Source organism: Nocardiopsis synnemataformans (assembly GCF_965343085.1).
GTDB lineage: Bacteria > Actinomycetota > Actinomycetes > Streptosporangiales > Streptosporangiaceae > Nocardiopsis > Nocardiopsis alborubida.
The window spans coordinates 1-18161 of record NZ_CBDRFA010000120.1; the positions used below are offsets into that span (position 1 = coordinate 1).

General features: G+C 69.1%; 18 protein-coding genes. 13 read left to right on the plus strand and 5 right to left on the minus strand.

Annotation, left to right across the window (positions count from 1 at the left end; translation table 11 throughout):
• Nucleotides 1–216: 216 nt before the first annotated feature.
• The 3 genes from ACSIH6_RS37735 to ACSIH6_RS37745 form a co-directional block, all read right to left on the minus strand.
• The gene (locus ACSIH6_RS37735; protein ID WP_435113379.1) at nucleotides 217–1170 is read right to left on the minus strand and encodes a CPBP family intramembrane glutamic endopeptidase; all 954 of its coding nucleotides are present in this window, start codon (nucleotides 1168–1170) and stop codon (nucleotides 217–219) included.
• A 79-nt stretch (nucleotides 1171–1249) separates the two neighbouring features.
• Nucleotides 1250–3493 (minus strand): FtsX-like permease family protein, encoded by a 2244-nt coding sequence (locus ACSIH6_RS37740; protein WP_435113381.1) that lies wholly within the window; start codon nucleotides 3491–3493, stop codon nucleotides 1250–1252.
• Complete coding sequence (locus tag ACSIH6_RS37745) at nucleotides 3493–4308, minus strand: ABC transporter ATP-binding protein (RefSeq protein ID WP_435113383.1); 816 nt, start codon at nucleotides 4306–4308, stop codon at nucleotides 3493–3495. The genes ACSIH6_RS37740 and ACSIH6_RS37745 overlap by 1 nt, the downstream gene beginning before the upstream one ends.
• A gap of 208 nt (nucleotides 4309–4516) precedes the next feature.
• On the opposite strand from ACSIH6_RS37745, the gene ACSIH6_RS37750 reads away from it, so the two are divergent.
• On the plus strand, nucleotides 4517–6280 hold the full coding sequence (locus ACSIH6_RS37750; RefSeq protein ID WP_435113385.1) for a sensor histidine kinase: 1764 nt from the start codon (nucleotides 4517–4519) through the stop codon (nucleotides 6278–6280).
• A gap of 10 nt (nucleotides 6281–6290) precedes the next feature.
• On the opposite strand, the gene ACSIH6_RS37755 is transcribed toward ACSIH6_RS37750, so the two are convergent.
• The gene (locus ACSIH6_RS37755) at nucleotides 6291–6896 is read right to left on the minus strand and encodes a response regulator transcription factor (RefSeq protein ID WP_435113387.1); all 606 of its coding nucleotides are present in this window, start codon (nucleotides 6894–6896) and stop codon (nucleotides 6291–6293) included.
• Nucleotides 6897–7144: 248 nt separating this feature from the next.
• On the opposite strand from ACSIH6_RS37755, the gene ACSIH6_RS37760 reads away from it, so the two are divergent.
• The 6 genes from ACSIH6_RS37760 to ACSIH6_RS37785 all read left to right on the plus strand — a co-directional run bounded on the left by ACSIH6_RS37760 (nucleotide 7145) and on the right by ACSIH6_RS37785 (nucleotide 10864).
• Nucleotides 7145–7720 (plus strand): DUF7134 domain-containing protein, encoded by a 576-nt coding sequence (locus tag ACSIH6_RS37760; protein WP_435113389.1) that lies wholly within the window; start codon nucleotides 7145–7147, stop codon nucleotides 7718–7720.
• Nucleotides 7721–7727: 7 nt separating this feature from the next.
• Entirely contained in the window at nucleotides 7728–8348 is a 621-nt protein-coding gene (locus ACSIH6_RS37765) for a TetR/AcrR family transcriptional regulator (protein WP_435113391.1), read from the plus strand.
• A gap of 227 nt (nucleotides 8349–8575) precedes the next feature.
• Nucleotides 8576–9148 carry a DUF4232 domain-containing protein gene (locus tag ACSIH6_RS37770; RefSeq protein WP_435113393.1) on the plus strand — a complete coding sequence of 191 codons (573 nt, stop codon included), beginning with the start codon at nucleotides 8576–8578 and terminating at the stop codon, nucleotides 9146–9148.
• 374 nt (nucleotides 9149–9522) lie between these two features.
• A complete protein-coding gene (locus tag ACSIH6_RS37775; RefSeq protein ID WP_435113395.1) occupies nucleotides 9523–9843 on the plus strand; it encodes an acyl carrier protein in 321 nt (106 codons plus the stop codon).
• 71 nt (nucleotides 9844–9914) lie between these two features.
• Nucleotides 9915–10196 carry a hypothetical protein gene (locus ACSIH6_RS37780; protein ID WP_435113397.1) on the plus strand — a complete coding sequence of 94 codons (282 nt, stop codon included), beginning with the start codon at nucleotides 9915–9917 and terminating at the stop codon, nucleotides 10194–10196.
• A 5-nt stretch (nucleotides 10197–10201) separates the two neighbouring features.
• Nucleotides 10202–10864, plus strand: coding sequence for a thioesterase II family protein (locus ACSIH6_RS37785; RefSeq protein ID WP_435113399.1), 663 nt, complete (start codon nucleotides 10202–10204; stop codon nucleotides 10862–10864).
• A 119-nt stretch (nucleotides 10865–10983) separates the two neighbouring features.
• Here the strand turns inward: ACSIH6_RS37785 and ACSIH6_RS37790 are convergent, their stop codons facing one another.
• Nucleotides 10984–11706 (minus strand): TetR/AcrR family transcriptional regulator, encoded by a 723-nt coding sequence (locus tag ACSIH6_RS37790; RefSeq protein WP_435113401.1) that lies wholly within the window; start codon nucleotides 11704–11706, stop codon nucleotides 10984–10986.
• 388 nt (nucleotides 11707–12094) lie between these two features.
• Here ACSIH6_RS37790 and ACSIH6_RS37795 point away from each other — a divergent pair, with 388 nt between their 5' ends.
• The 6 genes from ACSIH6_RS37795 (at nucleotide 12095) to ACSIH6_RS37820 (ending at nucleotide 17866) form a co-directional block, all read left to right on the plus strand.
• Nucleotides 12095–13048, plus strand: a complete 954-nt coding sequence (locus tag ACSIH6_RS37795) for an ABC transporter ATP-binding protein (protein WP_435113413.1) — start codon at nucleotides 12095–12097, stop codon at nucleotides 13046–13048.
• Nucleotides 13041–13847 carry an ABC transporter permease gene (locus ACSIH6_RS37800; RefSeq protein ID WP_435113403.1) on the plus strand — a complete coding sequence of 269 codons (807 nt, stop codon included), beginning with the start codon at nucleotides 13041–13043 and terminating at the stop codon, nucleotides 13845–13847. The genes ACSIH6_RS37795 and ACSIH6_RS37800 overlap by 8 nt, the downstream gene beginning before the upstream one ends.
• A 54-nt stretch (nucleotides 13848–13901) precedes the next feature.
• Complete coding sequence (locus tag ACSIH6_RS37805; protein WP_435113405.1) at nucleotides 13902–14249, plus strand: ImmA/IrrE family metallo-endopeptidase; 348 nt, start codon at nucleotides 13902–13904, stop codon at nucleotides 14247–14249.
• A 1256-nt stretch (nucleotides 14250–15505) separates the two neighbouring features.
• Nucleotides 15506–15937 (plus strand): helix-turn-helix domain-containing protein, encoded by a 432-nt coding sequence (locus tag ACSIH6_RS37810; protein ID WP_435113407.1) that lies wholly within the window; start codon nucleotides 15506–15508, stop codon nucleotides 15935–15937.
• Complete coding sequence (locus ACSIH6_RS37815) at nucleotides 15930–17201, plus strand: HipA domain-containing protein (RefSeq protein ID WP_435113409.1); 1272 nt, start codon at nucleotides 15930–15932, stop codon at nucleotides 17199–17201. Before ACSIH6_RS37810 ends, ACSIH6_RS37815 begins: the two co-directional genes overlap by 8 nt.
• 464 nt (nucleotides 17202–17665) lie before the next feature.
• Entirely contained in the window at nucleotides 17666–17866 is a 201-nt protein-coding gene (locus ACSIH6_RS37820; RefSeq protein ID WP_435113411.1) for a hypothetical protein, read from the plus strand.
• Nucleotides 17867–18161 lie beyond the last annotated feature (295 nt).

Below are 18161 nucleotides of genomic sequence, written 5' to 3' on the forward strand. Positions count from 1 at the left end.
GTGGGTGGGACGAGCGGCGTGGGGCCCCGGCTTCCCGGGCGCCGCCACGGCAGGCGGCTTCCCGGAGGATAGCCGGGCGGCTCCTCGCACGGTCCGTCCGGGTCCGCGGTGCCCGGGGCCGCCCTCCGGACGCCGCCGCGTGCCCGTCGGGAAGCCGGTCGGCGACCCTCCACCGCCACGGGCCGTCCCGGCTGGAGAGCCGGTCGTCCCCGAGGATCAGGCCGGGACGTCCTCCGTCCCGGGCGCCTGGTCGCTCCGCTTCTCCCCCTCCGGTTCCTCGGGCCCGGCCGTGGCGGCCGGGACGTACCCGAGCCTGCCTTTGGTCGCCACGATGAGCACACAGGCCGCCGTGCCGAAGGCGAGGAGGATGACGTTGGTGCTGTCCGCGTGCGTGGCCTCGATCGAGGGGAACATGGTGCCCATCACGATCGACATGAAGTTGTTGACGCTGGCGTGCAGCAGGATCGCGACCGGCAGGCTCTCACCGGTGCGGTTGAACACCCAGGTCATCACCACGCTGATGGCGATGCACGAGAACGTGAAGTTGATGGGGTCGGCCCACGTCCCGTTCGGGTAGCCGCCCCACGCCGTGAGGAACAGCGGCAGGTGCCAGATGCCCCAGATCACGCCGAGGATGAGCGTGCCGCGCAGCGGTCCGAAGTACGGCTGCATCCGGGGCAGGGCGAAGTCGCGCCAGCCCGGCTCCTCGGCGATACCGGTCGTCACGAACTGTAGGACGAGGCCGGGCAGGTAGCCCAGGAGCACGATGAGCGTCGGCATCCTTATGTCCCCGCCGGAGAACGGGATGGCACAGACGATGAGCGCCACCGGAACGCCCAGCACGGCCAGCGTGTACCAGCGCCAGCTGACCCGCCACTTCAGCAGGCGTCCCGCCCAGCGGCGGACCCCCTCGCGGCCGTCGGCCACGGCGGTGACGAGGAAGGCCGAGAAGATCGGGCCGAGGTAGGCGCCTGGCAGCATCAGGAGCAGCTGGGACGCCACGAGGGAGAACCCGAAGTCCAACAGGCCGAGCCCGTTGTCGGAGAGTATGTAGGGAATCCAGGCGATCCAGCTCAGGGCGATGGCCAGGGTGAAGAAGCTCGCCAGCGGCCGGCGTTTGATGAGGCGGCGCCATGCGGCCTCTCGCCGGGGGGCCACGGGTTCGGTCATGGGGGTGTCCTTCGGTTCAGGATTCGGAAAACACGTCAGCGGGCCTGCGGGTGTCGGACCGGGTCCTCCCACCGCCCGCTCACATGGGCTTGGTGAGTGCCTCGGCCGGAGGCGTGCGCAGCGCGATGCGCGCCGGAACGACCATGGCGAGCAGGGCGATCAGAAGCGTCACCGCCACGAGTCCCAGACCGGCGAGCGGCGGGACGTAGGGCACCGGCGTTCCGGCGAAGGCCATGCTGAACGGCACGAGCGCGATCAGGACGCCGACACCGCCCACGACGAGGGCGAGGCCGCCGATGAACAGCGCCTCCCACCGCAGCATGCCGAGCAGCTGCCGCCGTGTGGTGCCGACCATCCGCAGCAGCGCGAACTCGCGGGTGCGTTCGCCGGTGGCCATGACCAGCGTGTTGACCACGGAGACCGCGACGTAGGCGGCGATCACCCCGAGCAGCGCGTAGTTGACCCATGCGTCGAGGTCCCGGGCCTGCTGTTGACCCGCGAGGACGCCCTCCCGGTCGGTGGCGCCCACCCACGGTGAGGCCGCGGCCAGCTCCTTCACCGACGCGGTGTCGGCTCCGCTGACGAACACCTGGTCGGCCAACCGCTCCGTCGTGTGCGCGAGGGCCAGGTCGAACGGCAGGGTCACGTCGCCGAAGCCGAGCCCGCGGCCGTAGGTGGCCACCACCCGCAGCCGCACCTTGGCGCCGTCGCCCATCCACAGGTCCACCTCGTCGCCCACGGCCACGCCGCCGGACTCCGCGGTGAGCTCGCTCAGCGCGACCGTCTCCCCGTGCAGGTCGTCCAGGGATCCGGTCCGCACGTCGAGGTCGAGGTTGCGCTCGACGCCCTCGACGGTGACGCCCTGCGCGGAGGCGGGCATCAGCATGACCGGGGTCTCCGGCGCGCCGCCGGACATGCCCTCACCCGGCATCGACATCGACTCCTCGGTCATGACCTGGGTGTGGACGACCTCGGTCACCGCCGGGTCGCCGGGCAGGGCGCGCGCCTGCTCGGCGAGCGTGTCGGGAAGGCCCGCGGCACCCGACGGGGCCAGGACGTGCTCGGCGAGCGTGCCGGCGCGCGCCTGGTCGTCCGCGGCGTGCGACTGCGTGGTCTCCACGAAGACCGAGGTGCCCGTGAACGCGACCATCAGCATCAGCGGCGCGACCGCGCTGGCGCGGCGCCGGGTGCTCGTCCGTGTGGCGGCGGCGGCCAGGTAGCCGGAGACCGGGGCCATCCGGGCCGGAATCCAGCCGACCAGTCGGTAGGCGCCCCGCACGATCAGGGGACCGAACAGCGCCGCCGCGACGATCAGGATCAGGGAGGAGGCCGCGGGCGCGGCAGCGGCGGCCTGCCCGCCCATCTGGCTCAGCATCACCAGGGGGACCAGGCCGAAGGCGGCCACGAGAACTCCGGCGACGGTGCGCCCTCGTCCGAGCTCCCGGCGTTCCACCGCCGCCTCGCCCAGTGCCTCGACGGGCCGGATCCGGGTCGCCCGGCGCGCGGCCGTCCAGCTCGCGAGCCACGCGACGCCCATCCCGAGGAGCACGGCGACGACCATCGGGATCGGGCCCACGGTCAGGGAGAACTCGGGCGGGATGAAGCCGCGCGCGGCGAGTTCACCGCGCAGCCAGTACGCGAGGGCGACTCCGGGGGCGACGCCGAGCACACCGGCGGCGGCCGCGACCAACTGGATCTCCCCGAGGAGCATGACGCGTACCTGCCTCGGGGTGGCACCGACCGCGCGCAGCAGCGCCAGTTCCCGGTGCCGTTGCTGGATCAGGAGCCCGAACGTGCTCGCCACCACGAAGATCGCGATCAGCTGGGCCGTGCCGCCGGCGCTGCCGGACAGGGCGAGGAGCATGTCCCGCGCCTGCGCGTCCTCCGGGAACTCCGCGATCGCGCGGTCGTCACCCGCGTACGCCTTCAGGGTGTTCGCGGGCAGTACCTCGGCGACCCGGTCGCGCAGCTCCCCGGGGTCACCGTCGCCGTGCACGCCGAGCGCGAGGCCCGGGTCCACCCACTCGACGCGCGTCACTCCCCGGACGTCGCGGACCTCGTCCGCGACGGCGTCGGAGACCCGTGCGCGCTCGGTCAGCGCGAAGGAGTCCCCAGCGTCGCCGCCGGAGGGCCGCACCGAGTCGGCACCGGACACGACGACCGGTGCCGCCGCGTACCGGTCGGGTTCCCCGTCGCCGCGGATACCGGTCTCCATCAGGATTCCGCACGCGGTCGTCAGGGCGGCCGCGAGCAGCAGCACGATGAACGACGCCACGAAACCGACGACGCGGCCGCGCAGCGTTGCCAGAGCCAGTCTCAGCATCAGCGCTCCTCCGCGGACACCACACGCTGTGTGATCGTGTCGACGGTCGGCGCCGAGAGGGAGTCCACGATCCGCCCGTCGGCCAGGATGAGCACGACGTCCGCGTAGGACGCGGCCACCGGGTCGTGGGTGACCATGATGACCGTCTGGTGCGTCTGGTCCACCACGCGCCGCAGCAGCGTCAGCACGTCGGCCGCCGTGCGGCTGTCGAGCGCCCCGGTCGGCTCGTCGGCGAACACCACCTCGGGCCGGGTCACCAGCGCCCGCGCGATCGCCACGCGCTGCTGTTGACCGCCGGACAACTGGGCGGGACGGTGGTTGGTCCGGTTGCTCAGGCCCACGCGTTCGATCACCTCGCGCAGCCAGTCGGGGTCCGCCTGCTTGCCCGCGAGCCGCAACGGCAGCGTGATGTTGCCCAGCACGTCGAGGGAGGGCAGCAGGTTGAACGCCTGGAACACGAACCCCGCCCGCTCGCGGCGCAGCTCGGTGAGCCGGTGCTCGGTCAGCCCGGAAAGCTCCGTCTCACCGAGGTACACCGTGCCGGACGTGGGCGTGTCGAGCCCGGCGGCGCAGTGCAGGAAGGTGCTCTTGCCCGACCCGGAGGGGCCCATGAGCGCGGTGAACCCCCCGCGAGGCAGGTCGATCGACATCTCGCGCAGGGCGTGCACCGCGCCCGCCCCCTCGCCGTAGACCTTGGTCACCCCGGCGAGGCGCACCGCCCACGCGGGCCGCGCCTCCCGGTCGGCTGCGGGTGGGGCGGCGGTGCCGTGGCCCGGCCCCGGGACACCGGCGTCCGGCGTGTGCCCAGCGTTCAACCCGATACTCCGTTCTCTCCCCTGTGGCCGTCCGCCGTGCGCGGACGGCGTCGCGTACGGCGAACCGCCGCGTCGTCACCACGAGGGTTTCCGGTCGGGCGGTCCGGCGACCAGTGCCGCACGAACCGATCGGCCGTGCATGATGCACGAAAGGGACGAAACGTCCAACAGTGGGCATTGTCGGAACAGAGCGTTAAAGTGATCCCCCGTGGCGATCCTCATCATCACGCTCGTGGGTCTGACCGCCCCCTCCTTCTTCAACCAGCCCTCCGCGGCGACGCTCGCGATGCTCGCGCTCCAGCTCGTGCACTGCCTGCCATGGACGAAGCGGCTGCGCGGATGGTGGACGCTCGCGGCCCAGGCGGCACTGTTTCCGTGGAGCGGCGGCACGGAGGGATTCCTGGCCGCCTCCGTGCTGCTGATCGTCCCGGGGCGCGCACGATGGTTCGTGTTCGGCGCCGTCGCCGTCGCGGCCGGCCTGCTCTCGGACGCCGGCTTCTACGCCGACGTGAGCGCCGCGGGGAACACACTGATCCTGGGGCTGGTCGTCTTCGGCCTGACCCGGCTCAGCGATCTGCGCGGCGAGCTGCACGCGGCCCGCCGGGAACTGGCCGCGCAGTCCGTGGCCGACGAGCGCGAACGGATCTCCCGGGACCTGGACACCATCCTCGGCTCGGCGCTGTCGGCCGTCATCGGCCTGGCCGACAGGAGGCGCCCCGCCGAGATCCTGGCGGTGACCCGAGAAGCCGCCGCGCGTGTCCGGCAGGCACCCGACACCCGGCCGAACCCGGTGCCGCGGGCCGACATGACGCCTCGGCTCGCGCTGCCCATCGTGCTCAGCGGGCTGGCCATCTACGTGGTCGGCAGCCTGGTCTTCACCCTCGCGGACCCGGAACCGGGCACCGTGGTCGGCTGCGCCATCGTGCTGTCCGTCGTGGGCCTCCAGATCCACCACCTGCTTCCCCGGCGTCCCGGGGCCCGGCCCCGGCACCCCGTCTGGACGCTCCTCCTCCAGACGGTGCTGGCCCTCGTGCCCATCGTCCACTCCGAGGTCGAGCTCGTCCACAGCCTGGTCAGCCTCGCGGCGGCGTCGGCCCTGATCGCGGTACCCGACCGCAGGGTCGCCTGGACCCTGTTCGCCGCCATCGTCCTGGGCGAGCTGCTGGTCGTCCTGGTCGTGAAGTCCCCTCCGGCCATCGTGCTCCTGGTGTCCGCGGTCGCCACCGTGTCCGTCGCGATGATGTTCTACGGCCTGGCGCTGCTCACCCACCTCGTCTCCCAGGTGCACGAGGCCCGACAGGCGCTCGCGGCGATCGCCGTGGCCAAGGAGCGCCGCCGTGTCGCGGCCGACGTCCACGACCTGCTCGGCTACGGCCTGTCCGCCATCACCGTCAAGGCCGAACTCGCCGCCCGCGCTCCGGAGCGCGCGGACACCGAGTTCCGCGACATCGCGCGGATGGCCCGCAGGACCCTCGCCGACCTGCGCACCATCCCCTACGACGACCCCGAGGTCTCGCTGCACGTGGAGGGCGCGTCAGCCCGCGAGGTCCTCACCGCCGCGGGCGTCGACGTGCGGCTCGACATCGACACCGGGCTGCTCGACGACCAGGCCGACACGCTGCTCGCCACCGTGCTCCGCGAGGCCGTCACCAACGTCCTCCGGCACAGCCGGGCGCGCCACGTCACCATCGAGGCGGCCGCCGTCGACGACCACGTCCGCCTGCGCGTGGCCAACGACGGAGCCCTCCCCGTCACGACCGGCGCACACGACGTCACACGGACCGACCGGCGCGGAGGCAACGGCGTCATCAACCTCACCGCGCGGGTGGCCGTGGCGGGCGGAGAGCTCACCGCCGGACCCACCGCCGACGGCGGCTACGAGCTCGTCGTGACCCATCCGGTGCCCCGCGGGGCGCGCTCCGGCGACCCGGAGCCAGAGCCGGTGCGGGCGCCGACGAAGGCGCAGGCGTGAGCCCGCGCCGTCACAGCCACCCAGCCTCGGTCGCGATGCGCACGGCGTCCAGGCGGTTGCGCGCGTCGAGCTTGGTGACGATCGCCCCGAGGTAGTTGCGCACCGTGCCCTTGGCCAGGTGGAGCCGGGAGGCGATCTCACCCGTTTCGTCACCCTCACCGGCCAGGCGCAGCACTTCCGCCTCCCGGGGCGTCAGCGGGTTCTCGCGGGCCTCGATGGTGGCCATGGCCAGGTTCGGGTCGAGCACCCGTTCACCGGCCGCCACCCGGCGGATCGCCCCGGCCAGTTCGGCGGGCGGCGCGTCCTTGAGCATGAAGCCCAGGGCCTTGGCCGCCAGCGCCCTGCGCAGTACCTCCGGACGCCCGATCTGGGTGAGGATCAGCGTGCGGCACTCGGGCAGCCGCTCCAGGATCCCCGCCGCCGCCTCCAGGCCGTCGATGCCCGGCATCTGGACGTCGAGGACGGCGACGTCGGGACGGTGTTCGAGGGCGGCGGGCACGACGGCGTCCCCCGAGGACACGTCCGCGACCACCTCGATGTCCGGTTCCATGTCGAGCAGGGCCACCAGCGCGCCCCGGATCAGGTGCATGTCCTCGGCCAGCAAAACCCTGATCACGCACTGCTCCCTCACCTCGGCCCGGATCACGACATGGTATTTGCTGCGGGACGAGGTCCTGACGTCCCCGAGACCCCGCGGACCCGGCACCCCACGACCCCCGCGAGGGCCGGTCCGGCTACTCCCCTCCGCGGCCCCGCGCGGCGCAACCGGGGGGCGCGGCTCGTTCCGGTGGCTCCTCGTACACCCTTGCCGCGGGTGTGCTCGGTGATTACCTTAGTGAGTGAGTACTTACTAACGGAGGTGCCATGTCCATCACACCCGCCACCGGCCGCCCCCGGGTCAATGACGCCGTGGTGGCAGGAGCCGTGCTCGTCATCGAGCTCCTCGCCACCTACGGCTCCGTGAACGGCGATCCGCTGGATCCCGTCGCCGGTTGGAACACCACTCAGCCCACGGACCCGTGGGCCTTCGTGATCGTGGTCGTGGGATGTGCCGCCCTCTACTGGCGCCGGGCGTCCCCGCTCATCACCTTGTCGGTCGCGACCGGCGCCTACTCGGTCTTCCTGCTCCGTGACCACGAGCCGGGGATGTTCCTGGCGCCCATGGTGGCTCTCCACACCATGGCCTCCCTGGGCTACGCGCGCTTCCACACCGCGCTGGCCGGGATCGTCTGCATGTCGGCGTCACTGTGGTGGGTGCACGTCCGCACCGCTGACATCACCGATCCCGGTGTGGGCCTGTTGGCGTGGGTCGCCTTCGGTACCGTCATACTGGTGTTCTTCGCGGGTTCGTACGTCGTCGGAGAGCTGGTGCGTTGCCGCCGGCTGTTGCTCACGCGCCGCGACGGGCGCACGGCACCGGAACCGGAACCGACACGCTAGGAGACAGGTGGAGGAGAGGCCCAGGACACGGCGTCGGGCGAGTGCGGAGGAGACACGTGAGCACCTCCTGGACAGCGCGGCCGACGTCCTACGCCGTTTCGGCATGGCGCATGCCACCACCAAGGAGATAGCCCGCGCGGCGGGTTACTCCGAGGCGACCCTCTACAAGCACTTCGAGGACAAGTCCGATCTGCTGCTGTCGGTCATGCGTCACCGGTTCCCGCCCTTCGTCGAAGTGCTCGCCGAGCTGCCCGACCGGGTGGGCCGGGGCAGCGTGCGAGACACCCTGACCGAGCTGATGGCCAAGGCGGTCGACTTCTTCCGGTACGGGGCGCCGATGCTGGGTTCCCTGTTCGCTGACCCCGAGCTGCTCCGGCGCCACCAGGAGGGGATGCGCCAGCGCGGCGCCGGTCCGCTGAACGTCAACCGAGGTCTGGCCGACTACCTGAGGGCAGAACGGGACCTGGGCCGCGTGCGACCGGACACCGATACCGACGCCGTCGCGTCCCTGCTGGTCGGAGCGTGTTTTCAGCGCGGGTTCTTCGAGGCCTTCTCCTCCGGGAGCGAGGACTTCCCACCGATCGACCGGTTCACCGCCGACCTGGTGGCGGCCGTCATCTCCGACTGAGTGCGGGCGGTGCGCCTGCCGGTCTCACGGCACCCCGGCGAGAGACCGATCTCGCCGTTCGCCGGGGCGTCCCAATGCCGCCTGCCCGCACCGTGTCGGTAAACGGCGTTTAAATCGGTCTCGGGAGAGAACGACACAGAGGAGATCGGTGTCGCCGCGTCAGTGCGGGTAGCGGCCGACGCCGGCAGACGGAACACGCAGCACACGGGATGAGGGGGATGCTCGCCATGACGAGCGCGTTTCGCATTGGTTCGGTCCGAGCCGCGGCCCTGGGTGCGGTGTCGCTGCCCGCCCTCCTGCTCGCGTCCGCACCCGCGGTCGCCGAGGACGCCGGCTCCGGTGTGGGCACCATGAGCGTCCGCGACTGCACGGCGGCGGACTTCGAGGTGACCGAGACGGCGCGCGAGGGCGCGGCCGGTACCGTCCACATCGAGTTCGAGCTGGTCAAGCAGGAGCCGCTCAACCCCCAGGACGACGTGGCGTGCACCATGTACCCCTCCGTCGAGAACATGTACTGGGGCGACTCCGAGGGCAACCGCATCGGGGCGGACGCGGAGACCGGGGGCCAGGGCGGCGACGTCTTCGCGCTGTACCCGGGTGACGCGGCCACGGTGACCGTGTCCCGCCCCAACCCGGAGGTCCACGACCCCGAGGAGTGCGGTCCCACGGAGGTGGCCGGGGCCCACCTGTTCCTCCAGAACGACGAGGGCGCCGCCTACGTGCCCACGGACGGAAACGACCGCGTCTGCGCCAACCCGGACATGGGCGCGTCGACGGTCTCCGAGATCACCCCGGCCTGACCCGGTCCGGCCTGACCCGGTCCGGCGCGGCCCGGTCCTCCGGGGCCGGGCCGCACAGAAGAAACCGCCGGGCCTGAGGTGTACTTCCTGCGCCATGCGGGAGAGTCTGCGCAGTCCACCGCGGTCCCGCCTCCCGCCTCCGCTGACCGGCGTCAGACGGTCTGCGCGGGCCACCCCGGAGGACTCTCCCTCGGCCGCGACGCCCGTCTCGCACGAAACCCACAGAACCTTGCGGGTGGGACAAGGGTGGGGATTTCGTGCGGACGGCCTGGGGCCCGAACAGGCGCACTCCCCGCCCGGGAGTCTCCCGCCCTTGACCCCGATGGTGGAACGCGGGCTGCCCCGCACCGGGTCTTCCACCGGGGGAGCGGCCGGTGATCGTGTGCCCGGCCGACGCGGTCGACGACGTGCTCGCGGCCGCAGGCCCCGACCGCAGCGTCGACGTGCTGCCCTTCGCCCCCGGCGCGGTCGACGAGCGGAGCGCCATCGCCGCCGTGATCGAGCGGGAGACAGCCGACCTACTCGGGATGGAGGGGATCGACGCGCGCGCCGACCTGTTCGACATTGGGCTCGACTCCCTGAAACTGATCCAGTTCACCAGCGCCCTGGAGCGGCACGGCAAGGAGATCCTCACCGCGCCGGAGCGCCTGGGAACCAAAACGTCAACTTCTCGAACCTCGTCACGGGTCCGCTGACGGCGCTCAAGTACGGGAGGGTCTTCCAGACGACCAAGGAGGCACGGGGGACGGGGTTCCGGCCTTCGTGCATGCTCAACTTCGCCGGCAGCGCCGAGGCCGAGTACGACGCCATCTGGGACATGACCCTCGAACTGCTCACAGAGAACCAGGAAACGCTCGACTACGCCGACTGCTACTGCGTGTCCAAGGTCAGCGGGACCCGGCAGGACATCGTGATCCTGTCCACGTGGGTCAAGGACTCCGCCGAGGCGGTCGCCATCCTCGACGAGGAGGTCGAGTACCTGGCGCGGCAGGCAGCGGTCGGCACCGAAGAAACGGGTTTGAACGTCAACTCGGAAAATCTCCGGTAACCCTTATGGACAGCATTCCGATGGTGTGTTTCCCGCACGCAGGCGCCGGCAGACTTTCCTACAGCCGGTGGCAGCGCGACTTCAGCAGCATTGTGAACCTGCAAGTCGTTCAGCACCCACTACGTGAGCATCGGCTGCACACCCCGATGCCCACATCGATCGGTGAACTCGCAGAGGACATCTTCGCGGAGCTCGAAGAAGTGTTTCGCGGTCCGTATGCGATCTGGGGCCACAGCATGGGTAGCGTGATCGGCTATGAGGTGGCCAAGCTCTGTCAGGAGCGGTTGGGAAATCCGCCGCTGACCTTCTTCAGTTCTGGCTCCGCGGCACCGTGCCGTACCCGATTCACCAGGGTGGGGGACCTGGACACGGACGAGGGCTTCCGGGATGTCCTGATGCATTACGGCGGAGTGCCGGAGGAGTATCTGCAAGACGCGGACTATATGAGGTACTTCGCGCCCGTTATCAAGGCGGACCTGCGCCTTCTGGGGTCCTACCGGGACGTTATGTGCGTGCCGCTACAGTCCCCCGTCGTGCTGATGCTGGGGCGTGACGACACGGTGACCGCCGATCGGTCATGGGCTCCCCGCCAGCCCGCCGTCGCTGCGGCCGACGATCAGGGCATCGTCCATGCGGACTGCACCATGTTCGAGTTCCGACGGAACTGACATGCGAGTGAGGCGTTTGCCGAGGAGACCACCCGACTGCTGCGTCGGTGCCGGGGGTTTTGACGCACCGCGGCGCGCGGCCGTGCTCGTCGTCCGGGGAACCTGCCCCGAACGTGGGCCTACTCGGGAGCGTCTTCCTCCCCCGAGTTGTCGTTGATCAGTCGCCGTACCTGCTCGACGGTAGGCAGAAGGGAGGTGTGGCCAGGCCGGTCTACGGCACCAGCCGAGTCGCGAAGCAGCCGTCGCATGCCCACGCGCAACAGGGAACCGTCTATCGAAGCGACACCGCTGAGCGCGAGGACGGACACACCCTGCTCAAGCGCGGCCATGAGTTGGGCGATCTCGTCGGCCGCGAGCTCTTCTTCTGGCGCTCGGTGGGCGACCACCACGCGCTTGTAGGCATCGAGCAGCGTCTGGATTCGAGTGCGTAGCGCCGGGACGAGTGCGTCGTCCCGGGCGGCGGTGGTGATGAATTCCAGCGTCGCAAGTTCGAACCCGCGAACCAGCTTCTCGGCTTGGCTCTGATTGCCAGCGATCTGTATGGGGAGGGATTCCTCGGCGCTTTTGTCGGTAGTCAGAGGGTCCCAGTGCTCATCGCGCAGCGTGCTCAGATTGTAGTCCAGCACAGCGAGAAACAGTTCAGACTTTCCACCGAAGTTTGAGTAGACCGCTCCCTTGGAGAAACCGGCTGTGTCGGCGATTTCCTCTAACGACGCGCCGTGGTAACCGTCACGACTAAAGGTCATCAGCCCCGCTTCGATCAGAGCGCTACGGGTTTCCTGCTTCTGCTCGGCTCGAGTCCGTCGCTTCCGCCGTGCGGGCATCAGCCGATGTTGATCCATGGTCGCATTGTAGCCCTTGGCGCAATGCCACCCGGCGTAGGCGGGGCAAAGCGCCTGGCGCCGGCAGGCATCCCGAGCACGCCGACGCTTGGGTCGGCACGTACTGGTCTCGGTCTTTTGAGTAGGCGGTTGACGCCTGTTCTGGGCACCTGGCCGGCCCGGAACCACCGCCGGAGAGGGTCGGCGGGCGACTCAAGAGTGTGTCGCGCGTCTTCGGGCGGCCGCGCAAGAGCCCCACCGCGCTCAGTGGCACCGACTCTTGACGAACCTTCAGTACTGTCCTACTCTCGACATCTAGATACTCACGGTATTTCAAGTCCGATGGTTTGTAAGACGCGAAAAAGCTACGGAGATCACGTTGAGTGACGCGATACTTGAGCTTGAGGGCTTGACACGGCGGTTCGGTTCGGTTCGGGCGAACGAAGCGGTCAACCTACGGGTCAGACCCGGCGAGGTGGTCGGGTTGCTCGGACACAACGGCGCTGGTAAGACCACGCTGGTCTCTCAAGTCGTAGGGTTGCTCCGGCCCGACAGCGGGTCCATTCGGGTGGTGGGGGTCGACGCTGTCGCCCACCCCGCTACGGTGCGTCGCTGCGTGGCACTGCAGGCCCAGGCGCAGGCACCTTTGGACGGGCTGACGCCAAGAGAGGCGATCGAGATTGCTGGGCGGTTGCGCGGTATGTCCCGTACAGCCGCCCGGGACGCCGTCGAACTCATGGCCGATGAGCTGGACCTACGAGAGTGGATCAACCGGCGGGCCACACCGGATGGTGGAGGGATCTCCGGCGGAGTGCGTCGCTTGACGGCGTTCGCCATGGCCGCGGTCGCCCCCGTGCCGCTGATCATCCTCGACGAGCCGACCAACGATGTGGACGCGGCCCGTCGCAGGCGGCTGTGGAATATGGTCCGTCGGCTCGGCGACGAGGGCGCCGGGGTCCTATTGGTCACCCATAACGTCGCCGAGGCCGAGCATGTGATGGATGAGCTGGCGGTGCTTGACCGCGGCCGGGTGGCCGCTGCCGGGTCACCGAGCCAGTTGCGCGGCGCCGAGGGAGAGGAGCTGCGTCTCGAGCTCTCCCTGCCTCTGGACGGGGAGGATCCGTCCGAGCGCTTCGATGAGCTGCCCGTCCGGTTCGCCCGCCGTGCCCGAAGTGGACGCCGGGTGCTGTTGACCCTTGCCGCGTCTGACGCAGCGAACGCGGTCGCTTGGGCGACCGCGCTTCGCACCGCCGACCGAATCGAAGGCTACACGCTCTCGCCCATCACACTCGAGGACGCCTATCTCGCGGTGACGGCTGATGCCGATGCGGAGCTGAGCCACGAGGAGCCCGCTCATGCCTGAACCGACATCGACCGCGCGTACACACCGCGAGAACCAGGTCCTCGTCGAGGTCCCCCCACGCGCCAGCCTGGGTACGACGGTCTGGACTCTGCTGCGTTGGACGATGGCCCAGACCGGGGCGATGATGCCGCTGTTCATCGTCGTCCAAGCGGCCATCGCGGGAGCTGTCGTCGTCGGATTCGGGCTCCTCATCCCCGACATCGACACGCCCACGGCGGAGCTGTTGTCCACCGGTGCCCCCACGATCTTGATCTTGGTCATCGGCTTGGTCCTATGCCCGTGGGGCGTGGCCAGTGCCCGGACCAGCGGCACTCTCACCTACCAAAGAGCGCTGCCCGTGCCGCGCCCCCTGCTGCTGATATCCGATCTGATCGTCTGGCTGGTTATCGCTCTCCCTAGCATTCCCGTCACAGTGCTGGTGGCTTACCTGCGCTATGGGATCGATTATTCGTTTGACTGGCTGTTGCTGGTGGGAGCGTTCGTGCTCACCACAGTCATGGCCGTCTCTGTGGGCTATGCGATAGCGGTGCTGCTGTCGCCGGCGCTGTCGCAGCTGGTCAGCCAGGTAATGGTGTTCTTCGTGATGCTCTTCTCACCGGTCACCTTCCCGGCAGAACAGCTGCCCAACTGGTTCCAGGCCGTCCATGACGTACTTCCCTTCCAGGCCGCCGCCGATCTGCTGCGCGCCGGCTTGCTTTCGGACAGGTTCGAGCCGAGCGGCCATGCCCTGGTGGTGCTCCTCGTGTGGTGCTTGCTGGGGTTGACCATCAGTGTCCGGTCCATCATTCGACGTGGTTAGAGCTCATCTCAAAAGCCCTGCGAGGTGCCCCTGCGCCTGGCATGACCACGTGCTGTGAGCGATGTGTTGCCCGACGGGCTCTGGGAGATCAGCCAGCCCCTGCTGCCACCGGCACCGAGCCATGTCCTGTTTGAAGATGTGATGGACAGTGCGGCGGGCGCTTGGAACCACCGTTCTCCCGAAGAGGTCCGGGCTGACGCCTTCGCCCGGCACCTGCTCGTCCCGATCGAGGGTCTGTGTGAGTTCCTCGGTGAGCGAGGACCACTGACCCAGGCCGTGCTCTCCGAGGTCGTCCAGCGCTTCCTGGTCTCACCGCCGACCGCCGCGATCGCGCTGTGTCAGGCGGGCTACATCGATGACGCCACCAAAGAGGAATGGCTGTCACCCACCACGCCGCAGTGAGCCACGCGGTTCGGTTGGAGCGACCAGTACCGCGCTTTGCAGGACGAATCCGCTCGGCGCAGGGCACCGCAGCGGCTACTCGCCCGAGCCATCAGCGCCTACGGCGAAGGCGTGTGTCGGTACAGGCCATCGCCACGCTTCGCGGCATCACCCGGCAGGAAGCCGCAGCGGAACTGCGGGAGGCGGGCGTGACCCCGGGCGAACGCCCGGTCGCGTGGGCCGGCCCCGCCGAGCCACCGCGTCTCGGGCGGAACTGCTGACCGCGGTGCACCGGGATGAGGTGTTCAGGGACGACACCGGTTTCCCCCGCACCCGGAAGGCGAAGGAGGAGTTGAGCTGAGGGCGGCCTCGCAAGAGCGCCGGGCCTCCTGGAGGGGTTGCCGATCGCTGACACCAGGAGCGACGACGATGGCCGAGCGCTTGGCCGTGCTGCTGCCAGGTGAGGTCGTGGGGCACCTGGACCGAGGGGCCTCCGACGACGAACCCACTTTCTTCCTACACGGCCGAGTACGTGCGGACCGGTGAGGTGGCGCTCTCGGCTCGGCTCCCGATCACCAAGGCACCCATTCGGACGGAGACCGGATGGGCCCGCCAGGACAACGGAAACGAAACCCCTGGAAAGGCCGGCTGATGGCCAGGTTCTGCCTTTGGACCACAGGGATGGTGCTCTGAGAGCGCGGATACCGGAGTCGCAGTCCGGCGGAAAGTGGCCCCTCATCTGAATCGGTTGGCTCCAACGGAGCCCTGCGGGAAGAACCCCAGGCCAGGGCAGGGCCGACCTGGGGTCCACTTGGCCCCCACACCGGAGTCGTATGCGCGTCCGGGCGCACACAGAACGGCCCCGAGCTGCGTTTCCGCAGTTCAGGGCCGTTCTGCCACTGTCTCAAGGTGGTGCACTCGGGAGGACTCGAACCCCCAACCTTCTGGTCCGTAGGCCGCGGTCGGTCCCCCAAGCAGGCCTTCGGTCCTCTTCAGGTCCTGAGTTGGTGCGGTGTGTGCGGTCCGTCGCAGTCATGTCTCACAGCCATGTTGGCCGACGTCAGATGGTGTGTAGACCCCCTGTTGAGCTCTTCCGCCGCCGCGACGCTCGTGTCGCACGAAACTCACAGAACCTCGTCGGTAAGGCCGGGGTAGGGGTTCCGTGCTGCCGGTCCCACACTTTTGTCGGTCCACCCCGAAAGTGTTCGTCATCTGCCGCCGCACTGTCCTCGCTCGAGGACAATTATCTCTTGTCCTCGAACGAGGACATGCCTAGGATGTCCTCGAACGAGGACGGAGAAGGTGTGATGGCGGAAGAGTTCACCCTGACAGGGTGGTCGAAGCTTGGCGGCCTGGTCCGCGATACCCGGCTCTCCAAGGGACTCAGCCAGGCGGCTCTGGCAGCCCGGGCCAATGTCGCCCGTTCCTGGTTAGCCCGCGTCGAGGCCGGCCACCGTGGAGCCGAACTGGAGCCTCTGCTCCGCCTGCTGGCCGCTCTGGATCTGACCCTGACTCTGCGGCCTAATGCCGATGAGCAGCGACAGGCACAGCCGAGCCCCGACCGGGCTCGCGCCGCCTCCGTGGAGAAGCCGAAAACCCCCTATGACCCGCCGGACGAGGTCGGCGCCGGTCTGCGCGCGGCCTCACAGGCGCGTCGGACTTCCTGGGGTCTGCCGGTCACCGGCACCAGGGACAACGGTGATGACTGAGCGCCTGGTCGTCCTGTTGTCAGGTCAGGTGGTGGGATACCTGGAGCGCGAGGTCTCCGGTGACGATCCCGCGTTCTCCTACACGGCCGAGTACGTGCGAAACGGTGAGGTGGCACTCTCCGCGCGCCTTCCCATCCGACGAAGCCCCCATCCGGCGAAAAGAGTCAAACCGTACCTGTTCGGCCTGCTTCCCGAGAACGAGGACGCCCGTGCCGCATGGTCTGACCAGCTCGGGGTCGCCGTGGACGACGCGTTCGGCATCCTCGCGGCGATGGGCTGGGACTGTCCGGGAGCCGTCCAGTTCTGTCGCGAGGAGGACCTGGAGGAACTTCGGACACGCGAGGGCGAACACCAACCGACCAGCGACACCGAGATCGCCGAGCGGATCCGCGCACTCGTCGGCGATGAGCCGTCCTGGACGATGCCCGGTGAACACTGGTCGTTGGGCGGGCAGCAGGAGAAGTTCGCACTCGCGAGGATCGACGGGCGCTGGCACACAGCCCACGGCAGCGCCGCCACCACGCACATCGTCAAGCCGGGGATCAAACAGCTGCACCACCAAGCCCTGGTCGAGCACGTCACCATGGAGTCGGCGTCGGCCGTGGGCGTGATCGTCGCCAGGAGCACCCTCACCCGATTCGAGGACCAGTGGGCCATCGTGATCGACCGCTTCGACCGGTCCCTGGAAGCCGGTCGCGTCCTACGCACGCACCAGGAGGACTTCGCGCAGGCGTGCGGGCGCATGCCCGCGCACAAGTACGAGTCCCGCAACGGTCCGGGGCTGACGGACATGACGCGGGTCCTTATCCGCGAGTCGACCGGCCTGCTCGACGACCGGCTCGCCCTCGCGGACTTCCTGCTCGTTAACCTGGTGGCCGGCGCCCCCGACGGGCACGCGAAGAACATCTCCGTTCTGCGCGCACCGGGGTTGACCCGTGTGGCTCCGCTGTACGACCTGGCGACGGGTCTGGCCTACGACGCTCGGAAAGTTGACAGGTCGGTGGCCCTGTCCATCGGCGGCGAGCGCATCGCGTCACGGATCAGGCGACACCAGCTCAGGAAGGCCGCTGAAACCCTCGGTCTGGATCCGGAACTCCTGATCGGGCGCGTGGCGATGTTGGCTGAGGCGTTCCCGAAGGCGTTCGAGGAATCCCTGGGAGGTCTTGCCGATTCCGCCCCGGGCGCCCAGGAGGTGGCGGAGAGGGCCCTTCCCGCGTTGCAGGCCCACACCCGGCACATCCTGGACCGCCTCGGCGATCACTGATATCCGATGGCTTCGTGTCCACTATCTCCCGAGGCCACCGCCATGGGAGTCTCGTCCTGTCGTGGGCACAGGATGGGTAGGGAGTGGGGCGAGGCCTCGAATCGTGGTTCGACCCTGGTACAGGGTGGAACGCTCCCGAACCAGAATGGTCCACCTTGGTACAGCAGTGGTACGCGGAACTGGGGATGTAGAACCGGCAGGGTTTCGATGCCCGCGCTCTCTTGAAAAAGACGTTGTCGGCTGCTCGACCGTGGTGTCGTGCGGGATGTACGTCTATACCTGAATGAGGTTCAGGCTGGTTGATTCAGACTGGTGGGGTGGTGGAGATGGCAGTGGCGGATATCGGTGCGCGGATCGGGCGCGCCCGGACGGTAGCGGGCCTGGGTCAGCGTGCCCTCGCTGATGTCACGGGTATCTCGCGGTTCACTCTGTCTCGGATCGTCTCCAGGGGTCGGGCGGCGAAGATGCCTGAGGTCGTGGCGATCGCGTGGGAGACCGGGCATACGGTTGCTCAGCTCACCGGAACCGGGGTGGTGTCCGAGCGCGTGCAGTGCGTGGCCCATGCCACCAACGACTCCGACGTGAACGGCATGCGCCAAGCGCTGTTGGGCTTCCTGGAGTTGGACGCTTACCTGGATGATCAGGCCGTCCCCGCCACGGTCTGAAGCCGGGCTGACGAAACGTGAGTGCTGGGACCGAAGGCCGCACCGCCTCCGAACGGTACCGATCGAGGTGACCAGACTGCTGTCGCCCGACCTCTGCCTCTGGCCCTTCCTCACAGCCGATACGAAGTGAAGGGCTCCTCTGCCGGTACCAGGGACGTGGTACTCGCCGAGGCCGAAGGTTGGGCGAAGGGTGTTCTCCCGGCGTTGGGCCGCTCCAGTACGCGGCCGGTACGCGCTGGTGCGCTTGTGGACCGCAGGTTGCTCACTAGGTTGCCCATTTGCTCGTACGGGCAAC

Coding starts and splice junctions, on each gene's coding strand:
- ACSIH6_RS37790 (WP_435113401.1), bottom strand. CDS start 11,706: ATGGATCAACATCGGCTGATGCCCGCACGGCGGAAGCGACGGACTCGA.
- ACSIH6_RS37785 (WP_435113399.1), top strand. CDS start 10,202: ATGGACAGCATTCCGATGGTGTGTTTCCCGCACGCAGGCGCCGGCAGA.
- ACSIH6_RS37815 (WP_435113409.1), top strand. CDS start 15,930: ATGACTGAGCGCCTGGTCGTCCTGTTGTCAGGTCAGGTGGTGGGATAC.
- ACSIH6_RS37740 (WP_435113381.1), bottom strand. CDS start 3,493: ATGCTGAGACTGGCTCTGGCAACGCTGCGCGGCCGCGTCGTCGGTTTC.
- ACSIH6_RS37800 (WP_435113403.1), top strand. CDS start 13,041: ATGCCTGAACCGACATCGACCGCGCGTACACACCGCGAGAACCAGGTC.
- ACSIH6_RS37770 (WP_435113393.1), top strand. CDS start 8,576: ATGACGAGCGCGTTTCGCATTGGTTCGGTCCGAGCCGCGGCCCTGGGT.
- ACSIH6_RS37820 (WP_435113411.1), top strand. CDS start 17,666: ATGCCTGAGGTCGTGGCGATCGCGTGGGAGACCGGGCATACGGTTGCT.
- ACSIH6_RS37810 (WP_435113407.1), top strand. CDS start 15,506: ATGTCCTCGAACGAGGACGGAGAAGGTGTGATGGCGGAAGAGTTCACC.
- ACSIH6_RS37780 (WP_435113397.1), top strand. CDS start 9,915: ATGCTCAACTTCGCCGGCAGCGCCGAGGCCGAGTACGACGCCATCTGG.
- ACSIH6_RS37760 (WP_435113389.1), top strand. CDS start 7,145: ATGTCCATCACACCCGCCACCGGCCGCCCCCGGGTCAATGACGCCGTG.
- ACSIH6_RS37735 (WP_435113379.1), bottom strand. CDS start 1,170: ATGACCGAACCCGTGGCCCCCCGGCGAGAGGCCGCATGGCGCCGCCTC.